16 protein-coding genes, 11 tRNA genes, 1 rRNA gene and 1 pseudogene are annotated in these 18,464 nt (G+C 39.3%); 3 read left to right on the forward strand and 26 right to left on the reverse strand.

Annotated elements, in window-relative coordinates; genetic code table 11:
- Positions 1–13 precede the first annotated feature (13 nt).
- The 10 genes from IC621_RS19800 to sigW all read right to left on the reverse strand — a co-directional run bounded on the left by IC621_RS19800 (position 14) and on the right by sigW (position 8,334).
- Complete coding sequence (locus tag IC621_RS19800) at positions 14–796, reverse strand: energy-coupling factor transporter transmembrane component T family protein (protein WP_191160674.1); 783 nt, start codon at positions 794–796, stop codon at positions 14–16.
- Positions 797–832: 36 nt separating this feature from the next.
- Positions 833–1,414, reverse strand: a complete 582-nt coding sequence (locus tag IC621_RS19805; protein WP_191160676.1) for a hypothetical protein — start codon at positions 1,412–1,414, stop codon at positions 833–835.
- Between the two features lie 32 nt (positions 1,415–1,446).
- A complete protein-coding gene (locus IC621_RS19810) occupies positions 1,447–2,151 on the reverse strand; it encodes a Crp/Fnr family transcriptional regulator (protein ID WP_191160678.1) in 705 nt (234 codons plus the stop codon).
- A gap of 6 nt (positions 2,152–2,157) precedes the next feature.
- Positions 2,158–2,694, reverse strand: coding sequence for an NUDIX domain-containing protein (locus tag IC621_RS19815; protein WP_224752676.1), 537 nt, complete (start codon positions 2,692–2,694; stop codon positions 2,158–2,160).
- Positions 2,694–2,909 carry an SDR family oxidoreductase gene (locus IC621_RS19820; protein ID WP_191160682.1) on the reverse strand — a complete coding sequence of 72 codons (216 nt, stop codon included), beginning with the start codon at positions 2,907–2,909 and terminating at the stop codon, positions 2,694–2,696. The genes IC621_RS19815 and IC621_RS19820 overlap by 1 nt, the downstream gene beginning before the upstream one ends.
- A gap of 556 nt (positions 2,910–3,465) precedes the next feature.
- Positions 3,466–4,812 carry a phosphoglucosamine mutase gene (gene glmM, locus IC621_RS19825; RefSeq protein ID WP_191160684.1) on the reverse strand — a complete coding sequence of 449 codons (1,347 nt, stop codon included), beginning with the start codon at positions 4,810–4,812 and terminating at the stop codon, positions 3,466–3,468.
- A 26-nt stretch (positions 4,813–4,838) separates the two neighbouring features.
- Positions 4,839–6,089 (reverse strand): CdaR family protein, encoded by a 1,251-nt coding sequence (locus IC621_RS19830; protein WP_191160686.1) that lies wholly within the window; start codon positions 6,087–6,089, stop codon positions 4,839–4,841.
- Positions 6,082–6,903 carry a diadenylate cyclase CdaA gene (gene cdaA / locus IC621_RS19835; protein WP_191160688.1) on the reverse strand — a complete coding sequence of 274 codons (822 nt, stop codon included), beginning with the start codon at positions 6,901–6,903 and terminating at the stop codon, positions 6,082–6,084. The genes IC621_RS19830 and cdaA overlap by 8 nt, the downstream gene beginning before the upstream one ends.
- Positions 6,904–7,109: 206 nt before the next feature.
- Complete coding sequence (locus IC621_RS19840) at positions 7,110–7,760, reverse strand: zf-HC2 domain-containing protein (protein ID WP_191160690.1); 651 nt, start codon at positions 7,758–7,760, stop codon at positions 7,110–7,112.
- A 10-nt stretch (positions 7,761–7,770) separates the two neighbouring features.
- Entirely contained in the window at positions 7,771–8,334 is a 564-nt protein-coding gene (sigW, locus tag IC621_RS19845) for an RNA polymerase sigma factor SigW (protein WP_191160692.1), read from the reverse strand.
- Positions 8,335–8,490: 156 nt separating this feature from the next.
- Here sigW and IC621_RS19850 point away from each other — a divergent pair, with 156 nt between their 5' ends.
- On the forward strand, positions 8,491–9,297 hold the full coding sequence (locus IC621_RS19850; protein ID WP_191160694.1) for a nucleotidyltransferase domain-containing protein: 807 nt from the start codon (positions 8,491–8,493) through the stop codon (positions 9,295–9,297).
- 345 nt (positions 9,298–9,642) lie between these two features.
- On the opposite strand, the gene IC621_RS19855 is transcribed toward IC621_RS19850, so the two are convergent.
- The 4 genes from IC621_RS19855 to rocF all read right to left on the reverse strand — a co-directional run bounded on the left by IC621_RS19855 (position 9,643) and on the right by rocF (position 14,541).
- Positions 9,643–11,214: a transposase gene (locus tag IC621_RS19855; protein ID WP_191160696.1), complete on the reverse strand. Its 1,572-nt coding sequence runs from the start codon at positions 11,212–11,214 to the stop codon at positions 9,643–9,645.
- 228 nt (positions 11,215–11,442) lie between these two features.
- Positions 11,443–12,381: an SDR family NAD(P)-dependent oxidoreductase gene (locus IC621_RS19860; RefSeq protein WP_191160698.1), complete on the reverse strand. Its 939-nt coding sequence runs from the start codon at positions 12,379–12,381 to the stop codon at positions 11,443–11,445.
- Positions 12,382–12,445: 64 nt separating this feature from the next.
- Complete coding sequence (locus IC621_RS19865; RefSeq protein WP_191160700.1) at positions 12,446–13,039, reverse strand: TetR/AcrR family transcriptional regulator; 594 nt, start codon at positions 13,037–13,039, stop codon at positions 12,446–12,448.
- Between the two features lie 602 nt (positions 13,040–13,641).
- The gene (gene rocF / locus IC621_RS19870; protein WP_191160702.1) at positions 13,642–14,541 is read right to left on the reverse strand and encodes an arginase; all 900 of its coding nucleotides are present in this window, start codon (positions 14,539–14,541) and stop codon (positions 13,642–13,644) included.
- A 312-nt stretch (positions 14,542–14,853) separates the two neighbouring features.
- Here rocF and IC621_RS19875 point away from each other — a divergent pair.
- Positions 14,854–14,961, forward strand: a pseudogene (locus IC621_RS19875) (PadR family transcriptional regulator); the annotation flags it as partial.
- A 479-nt stretch (positions 14,962–15,440) separates the two neighbouring features.
- A complete protein-coding gene (locus IC621_RS19885) occupies positions 15,441–16,298 on the forward strand; it encodes a DUF4097 family beta strand repeat-containing protein (RefSeq protein WP_191160708.1) in 858 nt (285 codons plus the stop codon).
- 407 nt (positions 16,299–16,705) lie between these two features.
- On the opposite strand, the gene IC621_RS19890 is transcribed toward IC621_RS19885, so the two are convergent.
- The 12 genes from IC621_RS19890 to rrf all read right to left on the reverse strand — a co-directional run bounded on the left by IC621_RS19890 (position 16,706) and on the right by rrf (position 18,226).
- Positions 16,706–16,781: transfer RNA gene (locus IC621_RS19890), tRNA-Ala, on the reverse strand.
- 3 nt (positions 16,782–16,784) lie between these two features.
- Positions 16,785–16,859 (reverse strand) — tRNA-Gly (locus IC621_RS19895).
- Positions 16,860–16,874: 15 nt separating this feature from the next.
- Positions 16,875–16,960 (reverse strand) — tRNA-Leu (locus tag IC621_RS19900).
- Between the two features lie 103 nt (positions 16,961–17,063).
- Positions 17,064–17,139: transfer RNA gene (locus tag IC621_RS19905), tRNA-Lys, on the reverse strand.
- A gap of 23 nt (positions 17,140–17,162) precedes the next feature.
- Positions 17,163–17,237 (reverse strand) — tRNA-Gln (locus IC621_RS19910).
- A 205-nt stretch (positions 17,238–17,442) separates the two neighbouring features.
- A tRNA-Tyr gene (locus tag IC621_RS19915) sits at positions 17,443–17,526 on the reverse strand.
- A 10-nt stretch (positions 17,527–17,536) separates the two neighbouring features.
- Positions 17,537–17,612: transfer RNA gene (locus tag IC621_RS19920), tRNA-Thr, on the reverse strand.
- Positions 17,613–17,725: 113 nt separating this feature from the next.
- Positions 17,726–17,801 (reverse strand) — tRNA-Val (locus IC621_RS19925).
- Positions 17,802–17,853: 52 nt separating this feature from the next.
- A tRNA-Glu gene (locus tag IC621_RS19930) sits at positions 17,854–17,928 on the reverse strand.
- A gap of 20 nt (positions 17,929–17,948) precedes the next feature.
- Positions 17,949–18,021 (reverse strand) — tRNA-Thr (locus IC621_RS19935).
- A 1-nt stretch (position 18,022) separates the two neighbouring features.
- A tRNA-Asn gene (locus IC621_RS19940) sits at positions 18,023–18,097 on the reverse strand.
- 13 nt (positions 18,098–18,110) lie between these two features.
- Positions 18,111–18,226: ribosomal RNA gene (gene rrf, locus IC621_RS19945) — 5S ribosomal RNA — on the reverse strand.
- Positions 18,227–18,464: the final 238 nt, after the last annotated feature.

Raw genomic sequence — 18,464 nt, forward strand, 5'->3', positions numbered from 1 at the left:
TCTCTGTTTTTTATTACAAGTTAGGCAGCCCGAATTTGAGTAGGGTCAATAAGATTGCGCATATGCCACAGACCACTAACGAACCATAATCCAAAGAAGACATTTTAGGGCGGTAGTACTGAGAACGACTATTTTTCCGCCCAACTCCTTTTAACGAGAGTGCGAAGCTGGCGGTCCGAAATCTTTTCAGCATCACGTATATAATTGGGATCAGAATACTAGCAAAACGTATGATCCGAGAAAAGATGCTGCCGGAACGAAAATCAACGCCTCTGCAATATTGAGCGTCCATAACATTTCTGGCGTCCGTTATCATTAGGCTCCAATAGCGCAGCGTCAGTGACAGAGCCAAAGTCACTACATTTGGAAACCCGAACATTTCCAAGCCGTTGACAATATCCTGGGGCTTAGTCGTGAACATTATTAAGAAGAACGACAGAGAGCAATTAAACATCCGAAGCATGAAAATCAGGGCGTAGTGGACGTTGTTCTCCGTAATGTAAAAATCCCAAACCCCAATATTTTTAGCAAAATAAACGGTGCCCCCCATATCTGCTAATAGAAATGTAACCCCCATCACTAACGTCAAGGATAGAACAGGAATCAACATAAGCATTTGAAAACGGGTTGGACGCACATAAATAAGCATTGCTAGGTTAAGTAACAGCAGTATGTTCAAGCTTACCGTCTTTCCCAGAAAAAAAGGCAGGACGGTGAGAAACAAGCCAAATATGACAATTTTGGTAAAACCGTGCATGTAGTGAAAAATCGAATTCGAAGGATGATATATATTCAAAACGATCTGCTCCTAAACGGGCCAAAAGGAATAGGATTAGCCCAAGAATCTTTTGAAAAACAGTCCCGATTTCCGCATATATCCGGACAGCCAGGTAAACAAGAGCGGGGTGAAAACCGCAGCCATCAGTGTGTTGCTGAACTGCATCCAGACCCATATCGTACCCCACACAACCTTTCCCGGAAGCTTCTGAATCCAGAGCAGATTTAATGCGATCAGCAAACTAGCCATTACTTGGCCAAGGATTATGAAGAATATGAACCGGACAATATCCGATTTCTTCTCTAAATGCGGCTTTCGGTAAGCTAGACCAGGGATAAAGCCCATAACGAACTGAGACAGCAGCGACAAAGGGAACAACAACGGATTCAGCCCCACCAGCAGCATGGAAAGAAAATTTCCGACGACGAGGCCTGCGGCACCCCAAATGCCAAACCATACGCCAAATAAAGGCGCTACGATTGCGGCAGGGTAAAATAGTTGAATCGTTCCAATTTTTAACGGAAGAAACCTAGTGATATAAATCATGGAACCAAAGATCAAGGCACTAATAACAATTGAGACAATATGTTTAGCTTGAATTGTTTTCGGCTGATGAACCTGGGTTTGTACTTCCATACGATAAAAAACCTCCATTATGGATCATATTCTTATTTTTGCTCTTTGTTTTCCAGTTCGTGTTCAATCATGATACGGCTCCACTCATTAAGAATGACTTGTTTTTTATTGACATAAATGATCCTCTGTTCTTTCAGTTCTTTCAAAACCCGGTTAATGCTGCGTACAGTTACACCGAGCTGGTTAGCCATTTCTAGGCGGGGTAAAGTCGTAATGTAAGCGACTTGTTCATTAAAATTTACATGCTTTACTAGGTCGTACAAATACCGCAGCAGCTTATCCCTTAGAGGCAGGTACGTATTTTCCGCCGATTGCTTGGCCATCTCATACAATTTTAAAGCCAGCTGCTTGTTGACTTGTGCCAAAAAATGAGCATCCTCCTGGATCCATTGTTGGTACACATCAGCCTTGATCGCAAGCAGAATGGCGGGACTTATCGCTTCAATTTGGCAAGCAAAAGGACGGTTCAGGTTCAGTTCTATGTCTCCTATCATCTGTCCTGGCTTCAGCCGGGCTATTGTATACGTATAACCTTCCGCTAATAAGTGCTCCACCTTCAGCTCCCCTTGGACCAGAATATGAAAATAGCGGACTTGCTCGTCCTGCATAGCAATCGAATCATTTGGGGAAAAATATTGAATCTCCCAATGTGAGCGATAGGGGCTCGGCATGTTTTGCAGCATATTGTGCAGCCATTGATGTTGATTTAACAGCTTTTCGAGGTTGGCATCGTCCATAACCGGTTACCCCCTTGATCGCATTTGGTTCATCGTGCAAAGCAGTCTTCTTTGCAAGTACGCATCTCCATTTTCTGTGAAAATTGATTGCCCCAGTATGTGCAAGGCGGTTTTGCGAACGTTCTGCGGCATTGGTTTTGATTTGAGTGCACTCAGATCCAGCCATACCCCTCCTTCGTCTCCGTCTGCTATGGCTCCCTTCTCCCCTTGGATCATGCCGATATAAATCATATCGATATGGTCATGCTCCAGATCAATCGATTCCAGCTGGATAAGAAAGGGCAAGGTTAATTCGGTCACTCCGTCTTCGGGTTCATCGTAGAATGGGTGACCGATCAAATGGACAGTATAGCCGGTTTCCTCCATTACCTCTCTGACAGCCGCTTCGTCCGGCGTTTCATTTTGTTCGACATGTCCTCCCGGAGGCAAATACCAACCGAGAAACGGATGTTTTTTTCTTCGTTTGAACAGGAGTGCACTGCGATCTTCATTGAGCACATAAACCGTGGCGGCATATTCGCGCCGTTTGTGTTTTTCCGGCATCAAAGAGGTTCACCTCCATGAACATCAATATTTACCTCGTTTACATAGCTTGATGCATCAGGCCATAAGAACGGAACAATGTCGATAACTTCCTTTGGAGTTGCCAGCCTTTGCAGTGGATTTCTTGAGGCAGCTGCCTCACGCTTTGCTTTGTTCCAATCGCCAATCATGACACCTGGCATGAGAGTGATTGCTCGAATGTTTTTAAGTATCAATTTTTCAACCTCATATCCACCTCTGTGACTTTTCTCCCCGCTCCCGCTACTTAAATTAAACAACACTAGGCAACTTCGCTAAAAGGACAAATGTCCAATTTTACATAAACTTAACGCCTGTTTAACATTGAAATTTTGACGGTTTTGGAACTAAATAAAGTAACGGGGATAAGGAGAGGCTGATAGGAGAATAAAAGCAGGGCGGCATACTCAAGCTGTGCCGGGAAATAATTTTAATTTGTAGTTTGAGAAAAAATATCGGGTTTTCAAATTTTTAAATTACAGAGTTATTAACATTTATTTAAACTTGTTGAAGAAATTCATTTTAAACTGTTCATTGTAAACTACTTCTCAGATTGGGCTGGAAGCAATCAGGTCTCATTTTTATACAATTAATTAACTTAATTTAAACATGAAAAAAGGGACTGTCTATCAAAGACAATCCCTTTTCCTTAAATAAAGCTTTCATTTCTAGCATCGTGCGCCATTTACCCCTAGGTGACAAGTCAATCCGTCCAAAAGGTTAAAGGTAATGAACAGCCTTACGTTTTGCTTATTATTCTGCACCCATTTCGGCTTTTACAACTTCCACGATGCGATCGACATATTGCTTGCATTCCTCTTCTGTCGGTGCTTCTGCCATGACACGGACAAGTGGTTCAGTGCCGGATGGTCTTACCAAGATCCGGCCGTTTCCATTCATTTCTCCTTCAACCGTTTCAATCACATGTTTTACTTTTTCATTTTCAGTGACATGATGTTTATCCGTTACTTTCACATTTACTAATAGCTGAGGGAATTTTCTCATTTCGCCTGCCAGCTCGGAGATCGGTTTGCCTGTTAATTTCATGATATTGACTAATTGCAAGGCTGTTAACAGACCATCTCCTGTCGTGTTATGTTCTAAGAAAATAATATGCCCGGATTGTTCTCCGCCTAAATTATAGTCATTTTTCTTCATTTCTTCCACAACATAACGGTCGCCGACTGCCGTTTGCTTGCTATGTATGTCATTTGCTGCAAGAGCTTTGTAAAACCCAAGATTACTCATGATGGTTGAAACAACAGTATCTTGTTTTAAGCGTCCTTCTTCTTTTAAATGTTTGGCACATACAAACATAATTTGGTCGCCGTCAACGATATTGCCTTTCTCATCAATGGCAATGAGGCGGTCACCATCTCCATCAAAAGCAAGACCGATATCTGCTCCTTTTTCCTTCAAGAAAGCAGCTAAAGTCTCAGGGTGAGTAGATCCAACGCCAGCATTAATATTCAAGCCGTTAGGAGATGTCCCAATCGTAGATACATCTGCATCTAAATCAGCGAACAAATGTGTCGCTAATGAAGAAGTCGCACCATGCGCACAATCTAAGGCAACATGTATTCCAGTAAAGTCTTCATCAACTGTTTGTTTCAAGAATTGAATGTATTTTTGCCCGCCTTCAAAATAGTCATTAACTTGACCTAAATTTTCGCCAACAGGTCTTGGAAGAGTATCTGATTCTTGGTCCATCAAATCCTCAATTTCAAACTCCTGTTCATCTGACAGCTTGAAACCGTCTGGACCGAAAAATTTTATGCCATTATCTTGAACTGGATTGTGAGAGGCGGAAATCATGACACCCGCCTGAGCGCCAAGCACCTTTGTTAAATAGGAAACTCCAGGGGTCGAGATCACACCTAAACGCATGACTTCAGCACCAATCGACAACAACCCTGCTACCAGCGCACCCTCAAGCATATGGCCTGATACCCGTGTATCCCGGCCAATTAACACTTTTGGTCTCTCTTTATCCTTCGTTAACACATATCCGCCAAAACGGCCTACCTTAAATGCTAATTCAGGCGTTAATTCGCTATTTGCTACTCCTCGTACTCCGTCTGTTCCAAAATACTTGCCCATAAAAAATCGCTCCTTTTATTGTATCCTCATGAAGATTGTGAAGAAATTTTTACTTTAACTTCGTCATTTGGTAAAGACCAAGTTACATTCTGGGGTCCATTGACTTCGATTGGTACGTTATGTTCTCCATCGCCTAAATCTGCTAAATTAACAAACAGCTCAATATCAGATGCGTCTAATTCATCTATAACACTTGGTGCACCTGCTACATTTAGATCAACCGTTTGTATGGCTGGCTCAACAAATTCAAGATCCTTTTCTTCACCTAGGCCAATTGTTTGAATTGGCACTTCTTGTATGACCTTTTCCTTGTCTTCATCTACATCTATATTAATTTCTAATTTTTTAGGTGAGACCGCCTTTGCCCCATCAGGAACAGGAACATCCACCTTTAGAACAGTATCTTCCTTAATTTTGCTTAAATCCACCTCAACCCCATCGATAAACTCCAACTGATCAATTACATCTTGAGGACCGTAAACAGTCACTTCATTAGGGTTCGGTTCTATACTCGAAATGCTTAGTCCTTCAGGGAGCTCCCCTTTTCGTGCAATTTTAAAAGGAACTGATTTGCTCGGACTAGTAATCGGTACCGTTACATCTACTACGGTAGGATCTATTTCAAGCGGGAGGATATTTCCATCTCTATCATAGACCGTTACTTTGGATTCCTCTTTGACAGTTTCTTCGGCATCCTGAAGATTAACCCGGGCTTTTAAAGTCGATATTTTCTCAATAACTTCCCTCGCACCCGTCACCCTTACAACATTTGGCTGCACAATTGGCTGATCCGTAGTATATCCTTCTTTCATTTTACTTTGGTTAATAAAGTCAACCTCTACAGGGAAATCTCTTGTCACTTTCTCTTGAACGGAAACAGTCACCACAGAAGGGTTTATTGAAACATCCAAATCTTCTGCAACGTTTTTATGTCTTAATTCTATCCTGTGGGTTCCTTGATTTAATTCGGTTAATTCAGCAAAGATCTCAAAATCCTTTAATTGTCTAGCTTTTACCAATGAGTTTGTTGGTCCTTCAAGAGTTACATTCACTGTTTCCGGGACCCCTGTTACGACCAGATTTTCCTGATCAAAGTACGTTCTGACAGGAATATCAGTCAATGTCGCTGTATCAGTCGATGCCGTAGGGAACAGCGGACTTACAGGCGGCTGTTTAGGAGATGTCGGGTTGTCAATATTAACGGACAAGTAGAGCATGAGTGCCAGCAATAATGCAATGATTTTCATCACCCAATGATTGTTCATCAATTTATCCATTTTTCTTCCCCCTCCATTGCCAACGGTTTGAGGAAGTATCCTTTATACTGCTTTCCACATTAGAGGTTAACATTTCTCTTAATGTTTCCTCCGTTAATTCTCGGTGCAGTTCTCCGTTCCTAGCAACGGATACAGCTCCCGTTTCTTCAGAAACAATGATCGTAATGCTGTCTGTTACTTCACTAATCCCTACAGCAGCACGGTGTCTTGTTCCTAATTCCTTCGAGATAAACGGACTTTCTGATAACGGTAAATAACAACCGGCAGCAGCTATCGTATTCTTTTGCAGGATAACAGCCCCATCATGAAGCGGTGTGTTCGGTATGAATACATTAATAAGCAACTCAGATGAAATTTCAGCATTCATCGGAATACCAGTCTCTATGTAATCCCCCATACCAGTTTCTCTTTCAATTGTAACTAAGGCTCCTATTCGCCGTTTAGCCATATAATTGGTTGCTTTCACAACTGCCTCTACAACCTTCATATGCTCCTCTTCTTCAGGAATTGCATTTCTTGAGAAAAGTCGGCCTCTCCCTAACTGCTCAAGTGCTCTTCTAAGCTCCGGCTGAAAGATGATAATAATCGCCAAGAAACCCCATGTTAACGCTTGGTCCATTAACCACTGTAACGTGCTTAAGCCTAAATACTGGCTAAGAATACGGACAAGAACGATTACTGTAATCCCTTTTAATAACTGGACCGCTTTCGTTCCACGTATGACCATAATCAATTTATATATAACGAACCAAACCAGGAGAATGTCAACAGCGTTGCCGAGGTATTGTAAGATAGGTAGATCCTCAAAGGCCATTCTCGTTTCCTCCAAAGTATTAGTCATATTTAATTTGTCAACAACTTCAATAGTATATCATATAATTGCCCAATCCATATACTCTGACATTAAATCGCAGGTAAAACGGTTAAGTAGCACTAGGGTACCAGGCACCTATGGTTCCTGGTACCCTTAAAGCCGTTAACAAAAAGGTCACCGGGGGGTGACCTTTTTCCCTTTAGTGCTTATTCTTTTTGAAATACATTAACGACTTCTTCTGAGAAGCTGCGAATATGGTACCAAAGCCATTCGAACAATTCATCTACTTCTTCTATATCTCCTGTTACCTCTCCAGCTGAAGCAAGGTATTGGTCTCCATTGACGACCGTAACATCACCCTTGACTTTCCCGTTGACGACCGTGACATCACCCTTAACTTTTCCGTCAATTCTCAGATCTCCATTCTTCACTAGAACGTCCCCTTCAACAACCACACCTTCAGGGACTGTAACCACATTGTTTTCCACAACAAGGTTAGGCTGTTTTGACACGCTAAATTGATGGTCTTCATTCCAAGCAGACACTAGGCTTCCTGCCATAAGCAATAGAAAAAGAGATGCTGCAACAAGTAACGGATGGCCCTTAAACCAGCGGTTAATGGAAACTGTCTTTTTTTCCTTTGGCAATCGATTCATCACAGCATTCGTAAAGTCATTTGGTGCCATTATATGTGAAGTGCTTTGAACCAAAGCAATCGACTTTTCTAAATCATGGTAATGCTGATAACACTGTTTACAAGATTTAAGATGTTCCTTTAAGAGGAGTTCATCTTGCTGACCGATTTCTCCATCCAAATGTTCATGAATGAGTTGAGCAATGTTCTTAGGACAGCTCATTTTATCACCCCTATAATCCCCTTAATTGTTTTCTTAACGCTTCTCTCCCTCGATGGATCCGGGTCTTAACTGTTCCAACAGGAATGTTAAGAATTTCACTGATCTCAATCAACGAGAGCTCGTCTATATACTTTAATACGATGACTGACCGATATTTATCGGGGAGCTTCAAAATTTCTTTTTGAATCGTTTCCTGAAGCTCCATAGAAACCACTTCGTCCTCAGGCAATGCAACATCAGCAGCAACTTGGGAATACATAGTTAACCCTTCTGTTCCTGCCACTTCTGCATCCAAATAATAATCTGGCTTTTTCTTTCGTATCCGGTCAATCGTTAAGTTTGTAGCTATACGGTATAACCAGGTTGAAAACTTTCTGTTAATATCGTAGCTGTTTATATTCACATAAGCCCTAATAAAGGCTTCCTGTGCGATATCCTCTGCTTCATGAGAGTTCCCCAGCATTCTATAGCAAAGCTGGTAGATCTTGTCCTTGTATAAATCTACTATTTCTGCGAATGCATTTTGATCGCCTTTTCTAACTTGTTTAATTCTATTTTTTATAATTGTCTCCATTTCATCTTCCCTCTGCCTTCGCGGGTCTTCTATACTACGAATAAGCGCTGTAAAGGTTTCAAAATTTTGTACAAATAATATTTTAACAAATATTAGGAATCTTGTAGATGGGAAATATTAAATATTGTCATTTCTTTTTAAAAAGGTGTGATCATCATGGATAAAACAATTATAAAAAAGCTGCACGTCATAGAAAAAGAAAATAACATTAGAATTCTCTTTGCGTGCGAGTCAGGCAGCAGATCATGGGGCTATTCTTCCCAAAATTCCGATTATGACATAAGATTACTCTACACTCATCCAATGGAATGGTACTTATCAATTGAAAACCAAAAAGATGTAATGGAATGGAGTGTAAATCAGCTTGATATAACAGGCTGGGACTTAAAAAAGGCATTGCAATTATGCTTAAAATCAAATCCCTCTCTATATGAATGGCTTTTTTCAGGTGTTGTCTACCTTGAGGAAGCATCCACTGTTCAAACTTTAAGAGAGCTTGTAAACACTTATTACACCTTATCAACATTATTTTATCATTATTTTAAAATGAGCAAACGAAATTATCTCCATTTCCAGCAAACTAACCATAAATCGATAAAAAGCCGTTTATCGATTCTACGCCCTCTGCTGACTTGTCTTTTTTTAATGGAAAAACAACAATTACCTCCTGTTTCTATCCATTCTCTTGTGAAGGAAACCGATCCAGATATAAATGAAATTATTTTATCTCTCATCCATAAGAAAAAGAACAGTGACCATAATCTAGATGAAAGTATGGACCAAAAGCTCACGAATTTTATCAATCAATCATTTGTCCAATTGGAAAAATATAAACCTTTATCAAAGCAAAAGAAAGCATCATTCCAAGCAGAATTAGATTTCTTATTTTTAAGAACTTTGAAAAATGAAAAAGAGGCACGCTCTTTTATTAATAGAAATAATGATTACAATAGGCTCGATTAACAAAGTCTATCTTATTTATAAGGGAAAATAAAAGGATACATAAGGGAGACAGAGATCTCCTTTATGTATCCTTTTTTAGTACAACATATACAATAAAGATTTCTTGTAAAACTAAACATCCGTTACTGATACTCCCACAGCTCAAGCAGTGGGGTTCCGAATCCATTCCTTTCATCCGACCGGCAGCCACAGTTCATACAAAATAGTATGCTCGGCATTTAGGGTTGAACAGGATACTGAGACCATTTTCTTCAGAACGTTCACGGCCAAAGCAACCTCTGTTGCCATTGCGACCGCATCTTTTGGCTCTCGCAAGCCCGGTTGTATCAAACCGCCTATTTTAAATCAATGAATGATGATTCCTGAATTAAGGATCCCCTTTTTTTGTTTCAAAATCTGTTGAATCTCTTGATCGTGTAAGTTTTTAAATAAAGGAAAGGTTTCATGACAACGTTTTTGGTTTGCTTTTGTTCCTTCTGAATTGGAGTTCATTAATAAGAAGGCAGAATATAAATCCCGCTGAATTTTCGTGGTGTTATCGATGATATGCCATCGCTCCGACAACGGTTTTTTCATGTAGTCATTTCTAATATGACAATATTGACTGGCTTTGAATGTTTGGGTATTTATTTTGATAAACGTTCCTCCGTATTGTTTCACCTTTTTTTCCAAAATGGAGAGAAACATGGCTGGGGCGCGATGACCTAAAGTTTTTCCAAATCGTTTTTTGCGTTTATATTGACCTGTTCTCTCCGAAACTTCCGTTTCCTTTTTCCGTTTCTGAAGGGCTTTATAGTTCATTGTTTCGGTATAAAATGTATTGCCTAACATTAATAAGTGATTCGCTAACGATCTATGAGACAGCTTTCGAATGGCGGCTTGTTTCCGATGCATTTCTTTTAATTGAGAACGGAGCTTTTGATACCGATTGGAGAATATCCACGGTTGATGGCCTTTTTTGATGGTTCCGTCAGAATGATAGTGATTTGGGTTTGTTGCCCGTTTTGAACGATCCATTTTCCGTTGTATTCTTAGGATTTCATTTGAAATCTGCTTGACTTGTTCAGCCAAATTAACCAATGCAACTTTCGTTAAAGAAACAACTGCTAAAGTTGAAGTTCCAATATCCAAACCGACCTTTCCTTTTCCCAATTTTCGTTTCTTTGAAGGGGGATAACCAGCGATGACAAGGTTGGCAAAATACCGGATACGGCCGCGAATTTCCTTTTTCACTATCCGAACATATTTCACTCGATAGAGATCAGTCAGAGTTTTTGTTTCCCCATTTGTGTGAACCTTATAAGAAAACGACATTTTTTTCTCTATATTTTGTACCACTTCTGATACATAGGTATCTTTCTCTTTTATGAGTAAAGGTGTAGAGAGTTCTTTATAAACGATGTGCCTGTCGACATATCTCCAGCCCGTTGTATTGGTTTTTCCTTCAAAGCTATCCATCTCACCCTTACGGATAAAACGAACCTTTTTTGATTGACCGAATACCTTTTTCTGAAATGCTGACCACGCTCTAGAAGCTATCTTCTGAGCAACAGCCGAATTGACTTTGTTTCCAAAGTGGCTGCGAATCGGTTTCACCCATTCGTGAGAAGCATATTCGGTTAATTGAACGTTTTCTCTTCGTTTTTTTAATTCAAGTTGAATCTTTTTCTTTTCGTCCTGAAGAAATTTGTTTTCTTTATCGCTCTTCAGTTTTTTAGAAACCCCTTTATAGTGACGGATCAACTTTTTATAGTGTTTTTCTCGTTTCATTTGGGCTTCTCTCTTTAAATAAGTACCTAGAACGGTATTGTACATGACCCTGCATATTTCTAATTCATCTGAAGCTAGACAAAGCATCAAAGGATTTTCAGCTAATTCCAAAGACAAGACAAAACTGGGTGAAGTCGTTTTTGCCATCGCAGTCTCTCCTTAATACGAACATATGTTTCTTTTATTATACTATCATGTTAAGGAAGAGACAAGAATGGGCACTCTATTTCATTTTTTTATTTAATAATCGAATTCATCCCACAGCTGAAGCAGTTGGCTTTCTTCGACTCGCTCTGTAATCTTTCTTTTTGATGAAATCCAGCATGGTGTAAGTTGAACAAAAGTTTTCGGAACTGGTGTATATAGACTTGTCTTTTACTGGTATTTCTTTTTCATCCAGGAGATTGTTTCCTGAATGCCTTGTCTATAAGAAGTATGGGGCAATGGCTTAATTTCTTTTTCATACTTTTCCCCGCACAGTAAGACTGGACTTTCTGTTAAATACATCATTTCCACCACTTCCTTCATAAAGGGAGAAAAAATCCCAATAAACCGAATCATATTTTTCGATACTACCCTAACCGCCTTTTTGTATCCTGTTATTTCTCGTAAAATGGCAATTAGCTCTTCTCCTGTAATTGGACTTATGGAAGGTATGTTCCAATTTTGATTATAAGTATCTTGGCGAAGTGCTAATTCAACCATAGCTTTTGCACCATCATTGGTATAAATGAATTCTCTGGCTACTTTGGTACTCCCTATAAAATTTGCTTTTTTATTTTGCACCACACTTTTAAGAGTTTCATTAAGAATTGTGTTTTCAGCATTTGGTCCATATAAATCAGGCATATGGACAATTAGCGTTGGTACATTACTTTCTTTCAGTCTGGTTTCCATTGCTAATCTAATTTTTCCTTTTTTAGTGTGCGGTTCCTTCTTAGTATCCTCTGTCACAATTTTCTTAGCTTGCATTCCATAAGCGTATATATTATCGACAAGAGCAATTTTGGCTCGCTGCGTTTTTGCAACTTCTAAAATATTATCTATACATTGTAGGTGCTTTTCACTCCACTCTTGATAAGGAAAACTTACCGCATGAAAAATGACATCCACACCTTTAGCTGCCTCATTCAGTTCTCTTTGATTTAATGCATCTCCTGAAAATATAGTAACATTGGGCATATTACTGTAAAGATGTTCTAACTTTTCTTTTCCTCTAGAGAAGGCAACAACCTCTACACCTCTAGATACTAATTCACCAACTAAGGCATAGCCCATTCCGCCGGATGCTCCTGCTACTAATGCTTTTTTCATTCCAATCTTCCTCCTTTTATTTAACCACCGGTCAATTAGATTTAAAAATTTTGCTCTAAATCAATTAAACAGACTTAGAGCGTTCTAAATTAGTGAGAGATTTGACTAAAAAATCGACATGTAAATAAGCAGCGTCTTTTGCTTCTTCAAAACTATTAAAATATCCTCGATAATGTGAGACAAAGCCATGCAGTGCTATAAACGCGGAATAAATGTCACTAATTAATAATTTATTCATCGACAAAGATTGAACAGACCGAGCGAAATGTTGATAACTAAGATTAGCCGCCTCTTGAGATAACGCATCCACCTCTGTATTTCTTATCATAAACATAATTTCATACTGACTTTGATGATTTAATCCGAATTCTATAAAACGGAGAAACACATTTTTAAGTTTTGTATGATTATCACCGGAATCATTGACAATTTCCTCTATCAGCTTATTCAAAGTCAAAAAATATTCTTCTATAATGGCATAAAATAATTCAGCTTTATTATTAAAATGATAATAAAGTGCACCATGACTACAACCAAGTTGTTTAGCAATGCTGCGCATAGATACTTGATGAAAGTCTTTTTCAACAAATTGAGTACGTGCTTCATTTTTTATCATTTCTTTAGTAAGTTCTTGAGAAGATGGTTTACGGGGTGACATAGCCTCCTCCTTCAATTAACCACTGGTTAATTATTAGTTTAATCTAACAAAATCAATAATGCAAGAACTAATAACATTTATTGGTTAAGTATATCTTCCATTATTTTTTTGAGCTTGCTTCGTTCATGAAAAAAGTATCGAAGAAGAGCTTGAAATTTTGAGGGATTTTCTGTTTTTTTATCATTTTATCCCTCTCGATTGAGTTTCATGAAAGGATGCCTTCATTCTTAAGAAGAATTTGTTAAAAAAATGACGCGATGTTAAACTGAAAGCGGGTTATCTTCGAAAATGAACCCACTATCTTCGAAATTTTCATTATATCTTCGAAAACAGCACAATTATCTGCGAAATTTCCTATTTATCGATTATTCGACAAAATTCGCCATTTTCCAGCTTCGTTCATTACCGGTGAGGGGTCACAACAATTTACCTTTAATAATTTTCTCTATGATTTTCATTCAAAGGTCTTATAAAAAAAGTACACCACTATATTTTAATGATGTACCAATAATTATATAATGTCAGATATACAATTTTGTTATTGTCATATTAAGGTCAATAATCATTAACTGCTATCTAATGTAAAAAGCAGCCTCTTTTTCTTACAGCAGCTTTTCTCCGAACAACGACCCCATTAAAGCTACAGCTACTGTTGCTGTTTGGTTTTTTTCATCAAGTATCGGATTTACCTCTACAAATTCAGCAGAGGTTATAAGATTCGACTCAGCAAGCATTTCCATCGCTAAATGACTTTCCCGATAGCTGATACCGCCAATAACTGGTGTGCCTACTCCAGGTGCATCATGCGGGTCAATACCATCTAAATCAAGAGACAAATGGACTCCATCTGTTCTGTCTTTTAAGTATCCAATTGATTCTTCCATAACCTTTGTCATTCCTAAACGATCAACCTCATGCATCGTGTACACCTTAATCCCCAGCTCTTTAATAAGCTCTCGTTCGCCTGTATCTAATGAACGGGCACCTATAATCACCACATTTTCCGGTTTAATTTTCGGCTGCTCCCCATAGATTGAAGTCAGAGATTTATCACCAATTCCTAAACTAACCGCAAGCGGCATGCCATGGATATTTCCTGACGGAGATGTTTCTTCTGTATTTAAATCTCCATGGGCATCATACCAGATAACACCCAAATTTTTATAATGCTTTGCCACCCCTGCCAACGTCCCAATAGCAATACTATGATCTCCACCTAATACAAGTGGAAATGAACCCTCTGTAATGACCGTATCAACCTTCTCGGCAAGCTTCATACTGCCCTCCGATACCGCTTTCAAGTTTCTCAAGCCTGTTGTGTGCTCTTCAGAAAAACGAGCAGGCCTGCCTATTTCAATATCCCCTAAATCATCTATTTGAATATTTAAAGCTTCTAATCTCTCAATAACTCCAGCATAGCGAATAGCACTTGGTCCCATATCTACACCTCTTCGCAGCTGACCTAGATCCATCGGAACCCCGATAATCGAAATTTTCTCCATATTAAGACCTCCCTTTCCTTCTCTCTTTATTTTACAGACTAGTAGCCTCATGACTCAACTCGGCAAATCTGTGTATATATATACGGGAAATTTATCTTAAAAAGGAGAGTAATCATTTTTTTGGTAATTATAATTGTCGTTAAATGGATTAATTAAAGTTACCATTGTACCTTTCGTTAAACAGTAGCTTTTATTATAATATCCTTGAGTAATTGGAATATTTTGTGTCACTACGTTTTACTTTATAAAGAATAGACAAAATAATTGTTCAATTTAAAAAAAGGGTTATTACCCTTGTATAATGGCGTTATCCATGGGTATAAGCTGGTAAAAAGCATCTCAGAAAAGTTCCTAATCGCCGATGGAACCATCTCCCCTTTACTTAGGAGGTTAACAAAAGAAGAGTATGTTGAGCACTTTAGAATGCCAATTAAACGCGGAAAATCTGAAGAGGAGATTACAACATATTAGGATAGCCTGAACTTTTTGCGAGTGAGTGTATCACCAATTTTCATTTAGAAAAACAGAAGAAACAAAATCTGCATCAAATCTAGTACGTGCGTTTACATAGCAATTGGCTTAGCATTCTTCATTTTGATTTTTCTATAGGTTCTGCCTGTGGGAAGCAATAGGTCTTCTTTCCTTATGCATGTTTTATTTGCGTTTATTATTACACCGCTTGCAGCTTTCGCATCCTTACTTTATTTAGAAAATACGAATGAGTTTTTATTAAACCTTTTTATAACAATTGGCCTGGCGGGTTTGGGGTTATTAATCGGTGTTGGAACGACTAAAATATCTAGATTATTTTTCAAATGGAAGACTCATTATATCAGATCAAACCTCAATTATATTAAGGGTGAATCTGGTCAAAATCTGCAATTCTTGGGGGATGGAAGATGAAAAAATATTTAAAGGTCGGTTTGTTACTATTATTTATAGGGATTGTCGGAACAACAGCGCTTTTATTATTAGGAGTAAGAGCTGAAAATCAAAAGGTCATGGAAAAGCGGACATTCGAGGGGGAACATTTAAAAAACATGACTGTGAGAGCCAATTACGCAGAGGTACTCCTTCATATCTCTGAAGATGACAAGGTTCGGACAGAGCTTAAAGGTACAACTGGCAAAGGGTTAAAAACTGAGTACCATACAATTGAGGACAAAGAAAACCTTGAAATCACCCTGGAACAAAAAAATAAAACTTTCCTTAATTTCGACTTTAATATGTTAAAGGATGATATCGCTCTTCATATCTACCTGCCGAAAAAAACTTATGACTTAATCGATATTCGTACAAATGTGGGGGATATTTCTTCTGAACTAAAGCTGGAAGCAAAACGGGCAAAATTAATAACGAATATGGGGGAAGTAAAACTAAAAGGGTTTCAAGGCGAAGAATTTATTAGTGAAACGACCATAGGAGATGTAACCCTTCATGATTTAGATTCTCCATTTAATATTAAGACAGCAGAGGGAAGTGTATCACTCCAGCTAAATGAAATTAACGATCAAAATAAAATCAAAACAACTTTAGGCGAGGTTGATGTTGAAATGAAAAATGAACCTGCAGGTGTCAATCTTGATATCTCCACACAAATGGGGGAAATTCAAACAGACTTACCTGTTACAACAGAGGGCAGCCAAAGTTCAGATACCCTCGGTAAAGAATTAAAAGGATTTTACGGAGATAATGCTAATAATAACCCTAATCTAAGTATTAAAACAGAAATGGGGGATATTACATTAAATAAATAGGTTCTCTTTCACTACAACATTGATAGCTCAATGTGGGTCTCTCTTTGCAAAAGAGGATTTGATCTGAATAATTGTACCGTAGTGGGAATATTTGCACCGTTATCTATTAACAAATTTCTGCTTGGCCCGAACCACTCTAGAAAATGTGATGTCGGCCGAAAGAAGCAAACATGTAATATTAAGCCGGATTCCTTTTTCAATAATCCGGTTTTTTGATGGTTAAGGAAGGTTAGACAATAAAAAAATAGTTTTGCATATCATCCATTTCTGTCTTTATTAAATTTTAACTTTTCCAATCTAAGATGATAGCCGGTAGAACCTATAATTTAAACTTTGAGGAATATAGATCCTAAATAAAAAAACCTTAACCACAATTTCCAGAGGTTAAGGTTAAAATTTTATATGTATGGTGGAGCCTAGCGGGATCGAACCGCTGACCTCCTGCGTGCAAGGCAGGCGCTCTCCCAGCTGAGCTAAGGCCCCGGGTGGAGCGGAAGACGGGATTCGAACCCGCGACCCCCACCTTGGCAAGGTGGTGTTCTACCACTGAACTACTTCCGCTTATTTTAATTCGTATGGTGCGGGTGAAGGGACTTGAACCCCCACGTCATAAAGACACTAGATCCTAAGTCTAGCGCGTCTGCCAATTCCGCCACACCCGCTTATTAGATGTCAGAGATCAGATGCGAGAGGTCTGAAATATATGCATCGCTTCAAAGCAATGCTTTAATCCGACTTCTGACTTCCGATTTCTCACTTCTAGAATGGTGAGCCATGAAGGACTCGAACCTTCGACCCTCTGATTAAAAGTCAGATGCTCTACCAACTGAGCTAATGGCTCATTTAAAAATGTTGAATTAAAAATGGCTGGGCTAGCTGGATTCGAACCAACGCATGACGGAGTCAAAGTCCGTTGCCTTACCGCTTGGCTATAGCCCATTAAATAAATATCTTAAGTTCATATTTTGAAATATCGTCAACAATAAATTGAGTACAAATTATGTATCAACAATACCTTTAGACAATAGATTACATACCATCCCAATAACAAGTAGGATACCCTGAAACCTCTGTAAATAAACAAAAGATAAACTCCCATTTACACTTTTGTTAAATGAGTTTATCTAATAGTTAGCTTATAGAATGGTGGAGGGGGGCAGATTCGAACTGCCGAACCCGAAGGAGCGGATTTACAGTCCGCCGCGTTTAGCCACTTCGCTACCCCTCCACAAAACTTCTGGTGCCGGCAAGAGGACTTGAACCCCCAACCTACTGATTACAAGTCAGTTGCTCTACCAATTGAGCTACACCGGCAATCTGGATGTGAGATGTCAGATGTGTGAGGTCAGATTTTCTAAACATCAGAACTTAGAACTTCATTGAATCCTTTATTCCGAATTCTGACTTCTCATCTCTCGTTTTTATTATGGTGGAGGATGACGGGATCGAACCGCCGACCCTCTGCTTGTAAGGCAGATGCTCTCCCAGCTGAGCTAATCCTCCGTAGCACTGAACGTGCAATTGCATGTGTGCGACAAGTACATCGCGAATTACTTGGTGACCCGTACGGGATTCGAACCCGTGTTACCGCCGTGAAAGGGCGGTGTCTTAACCGCTTGACCAACGGGCCAAATCTAATTTTATACATTAAGCTTCCAACCGGGCTCGAACCGGTGACCTCTTCCTTACCATGGAAGCACTCTACCAACTGAGCTATGGAAGCATGGCTCCGCAGGCAGGATTCGAACCTGCGACCGATCGGTTAACAGCCGATAGCTCTACCACTGAGCTACTGCGGAATCATACAAAAAAACCTGGCGACGTCCTACTCTCACAAGGGGAAGCCCCTCACTACCATTGGCGCTGAAGAGCTTAACTTCCGTGTTCGGCATGGGAACGGGTGTGACCTCTTCGCCATCATCACCAGATAAATGTTTGAGAATGTTCTCTCAAAACTAGACTAGCACAGGATGTGCTGGCTTCTGCGTTTGTCACAGGACGTGACAGTCTCTAGCAGAAGATCCTTTGAAAGACATGTTCTCTCAAAACTAGATAACGTCTTCACCAAGTTCGCTTTTCACCGAGTAACGCGGTTAAAAATTGTGGTTAAGTCCTCGATCGATTAGTATTCGTCAGCTCCACATGTCACCATGCTTCCACCTCGAA

The organism is Metabacillus arenae, assembly GCF_014773385.1.
Taxonomy (GTDB): domain Bacteria; phylum Bacillota; class Bacilli; order Bacillales; family Bacillaceae; genus Metabacillus_D; species Metabacillus_D arenae.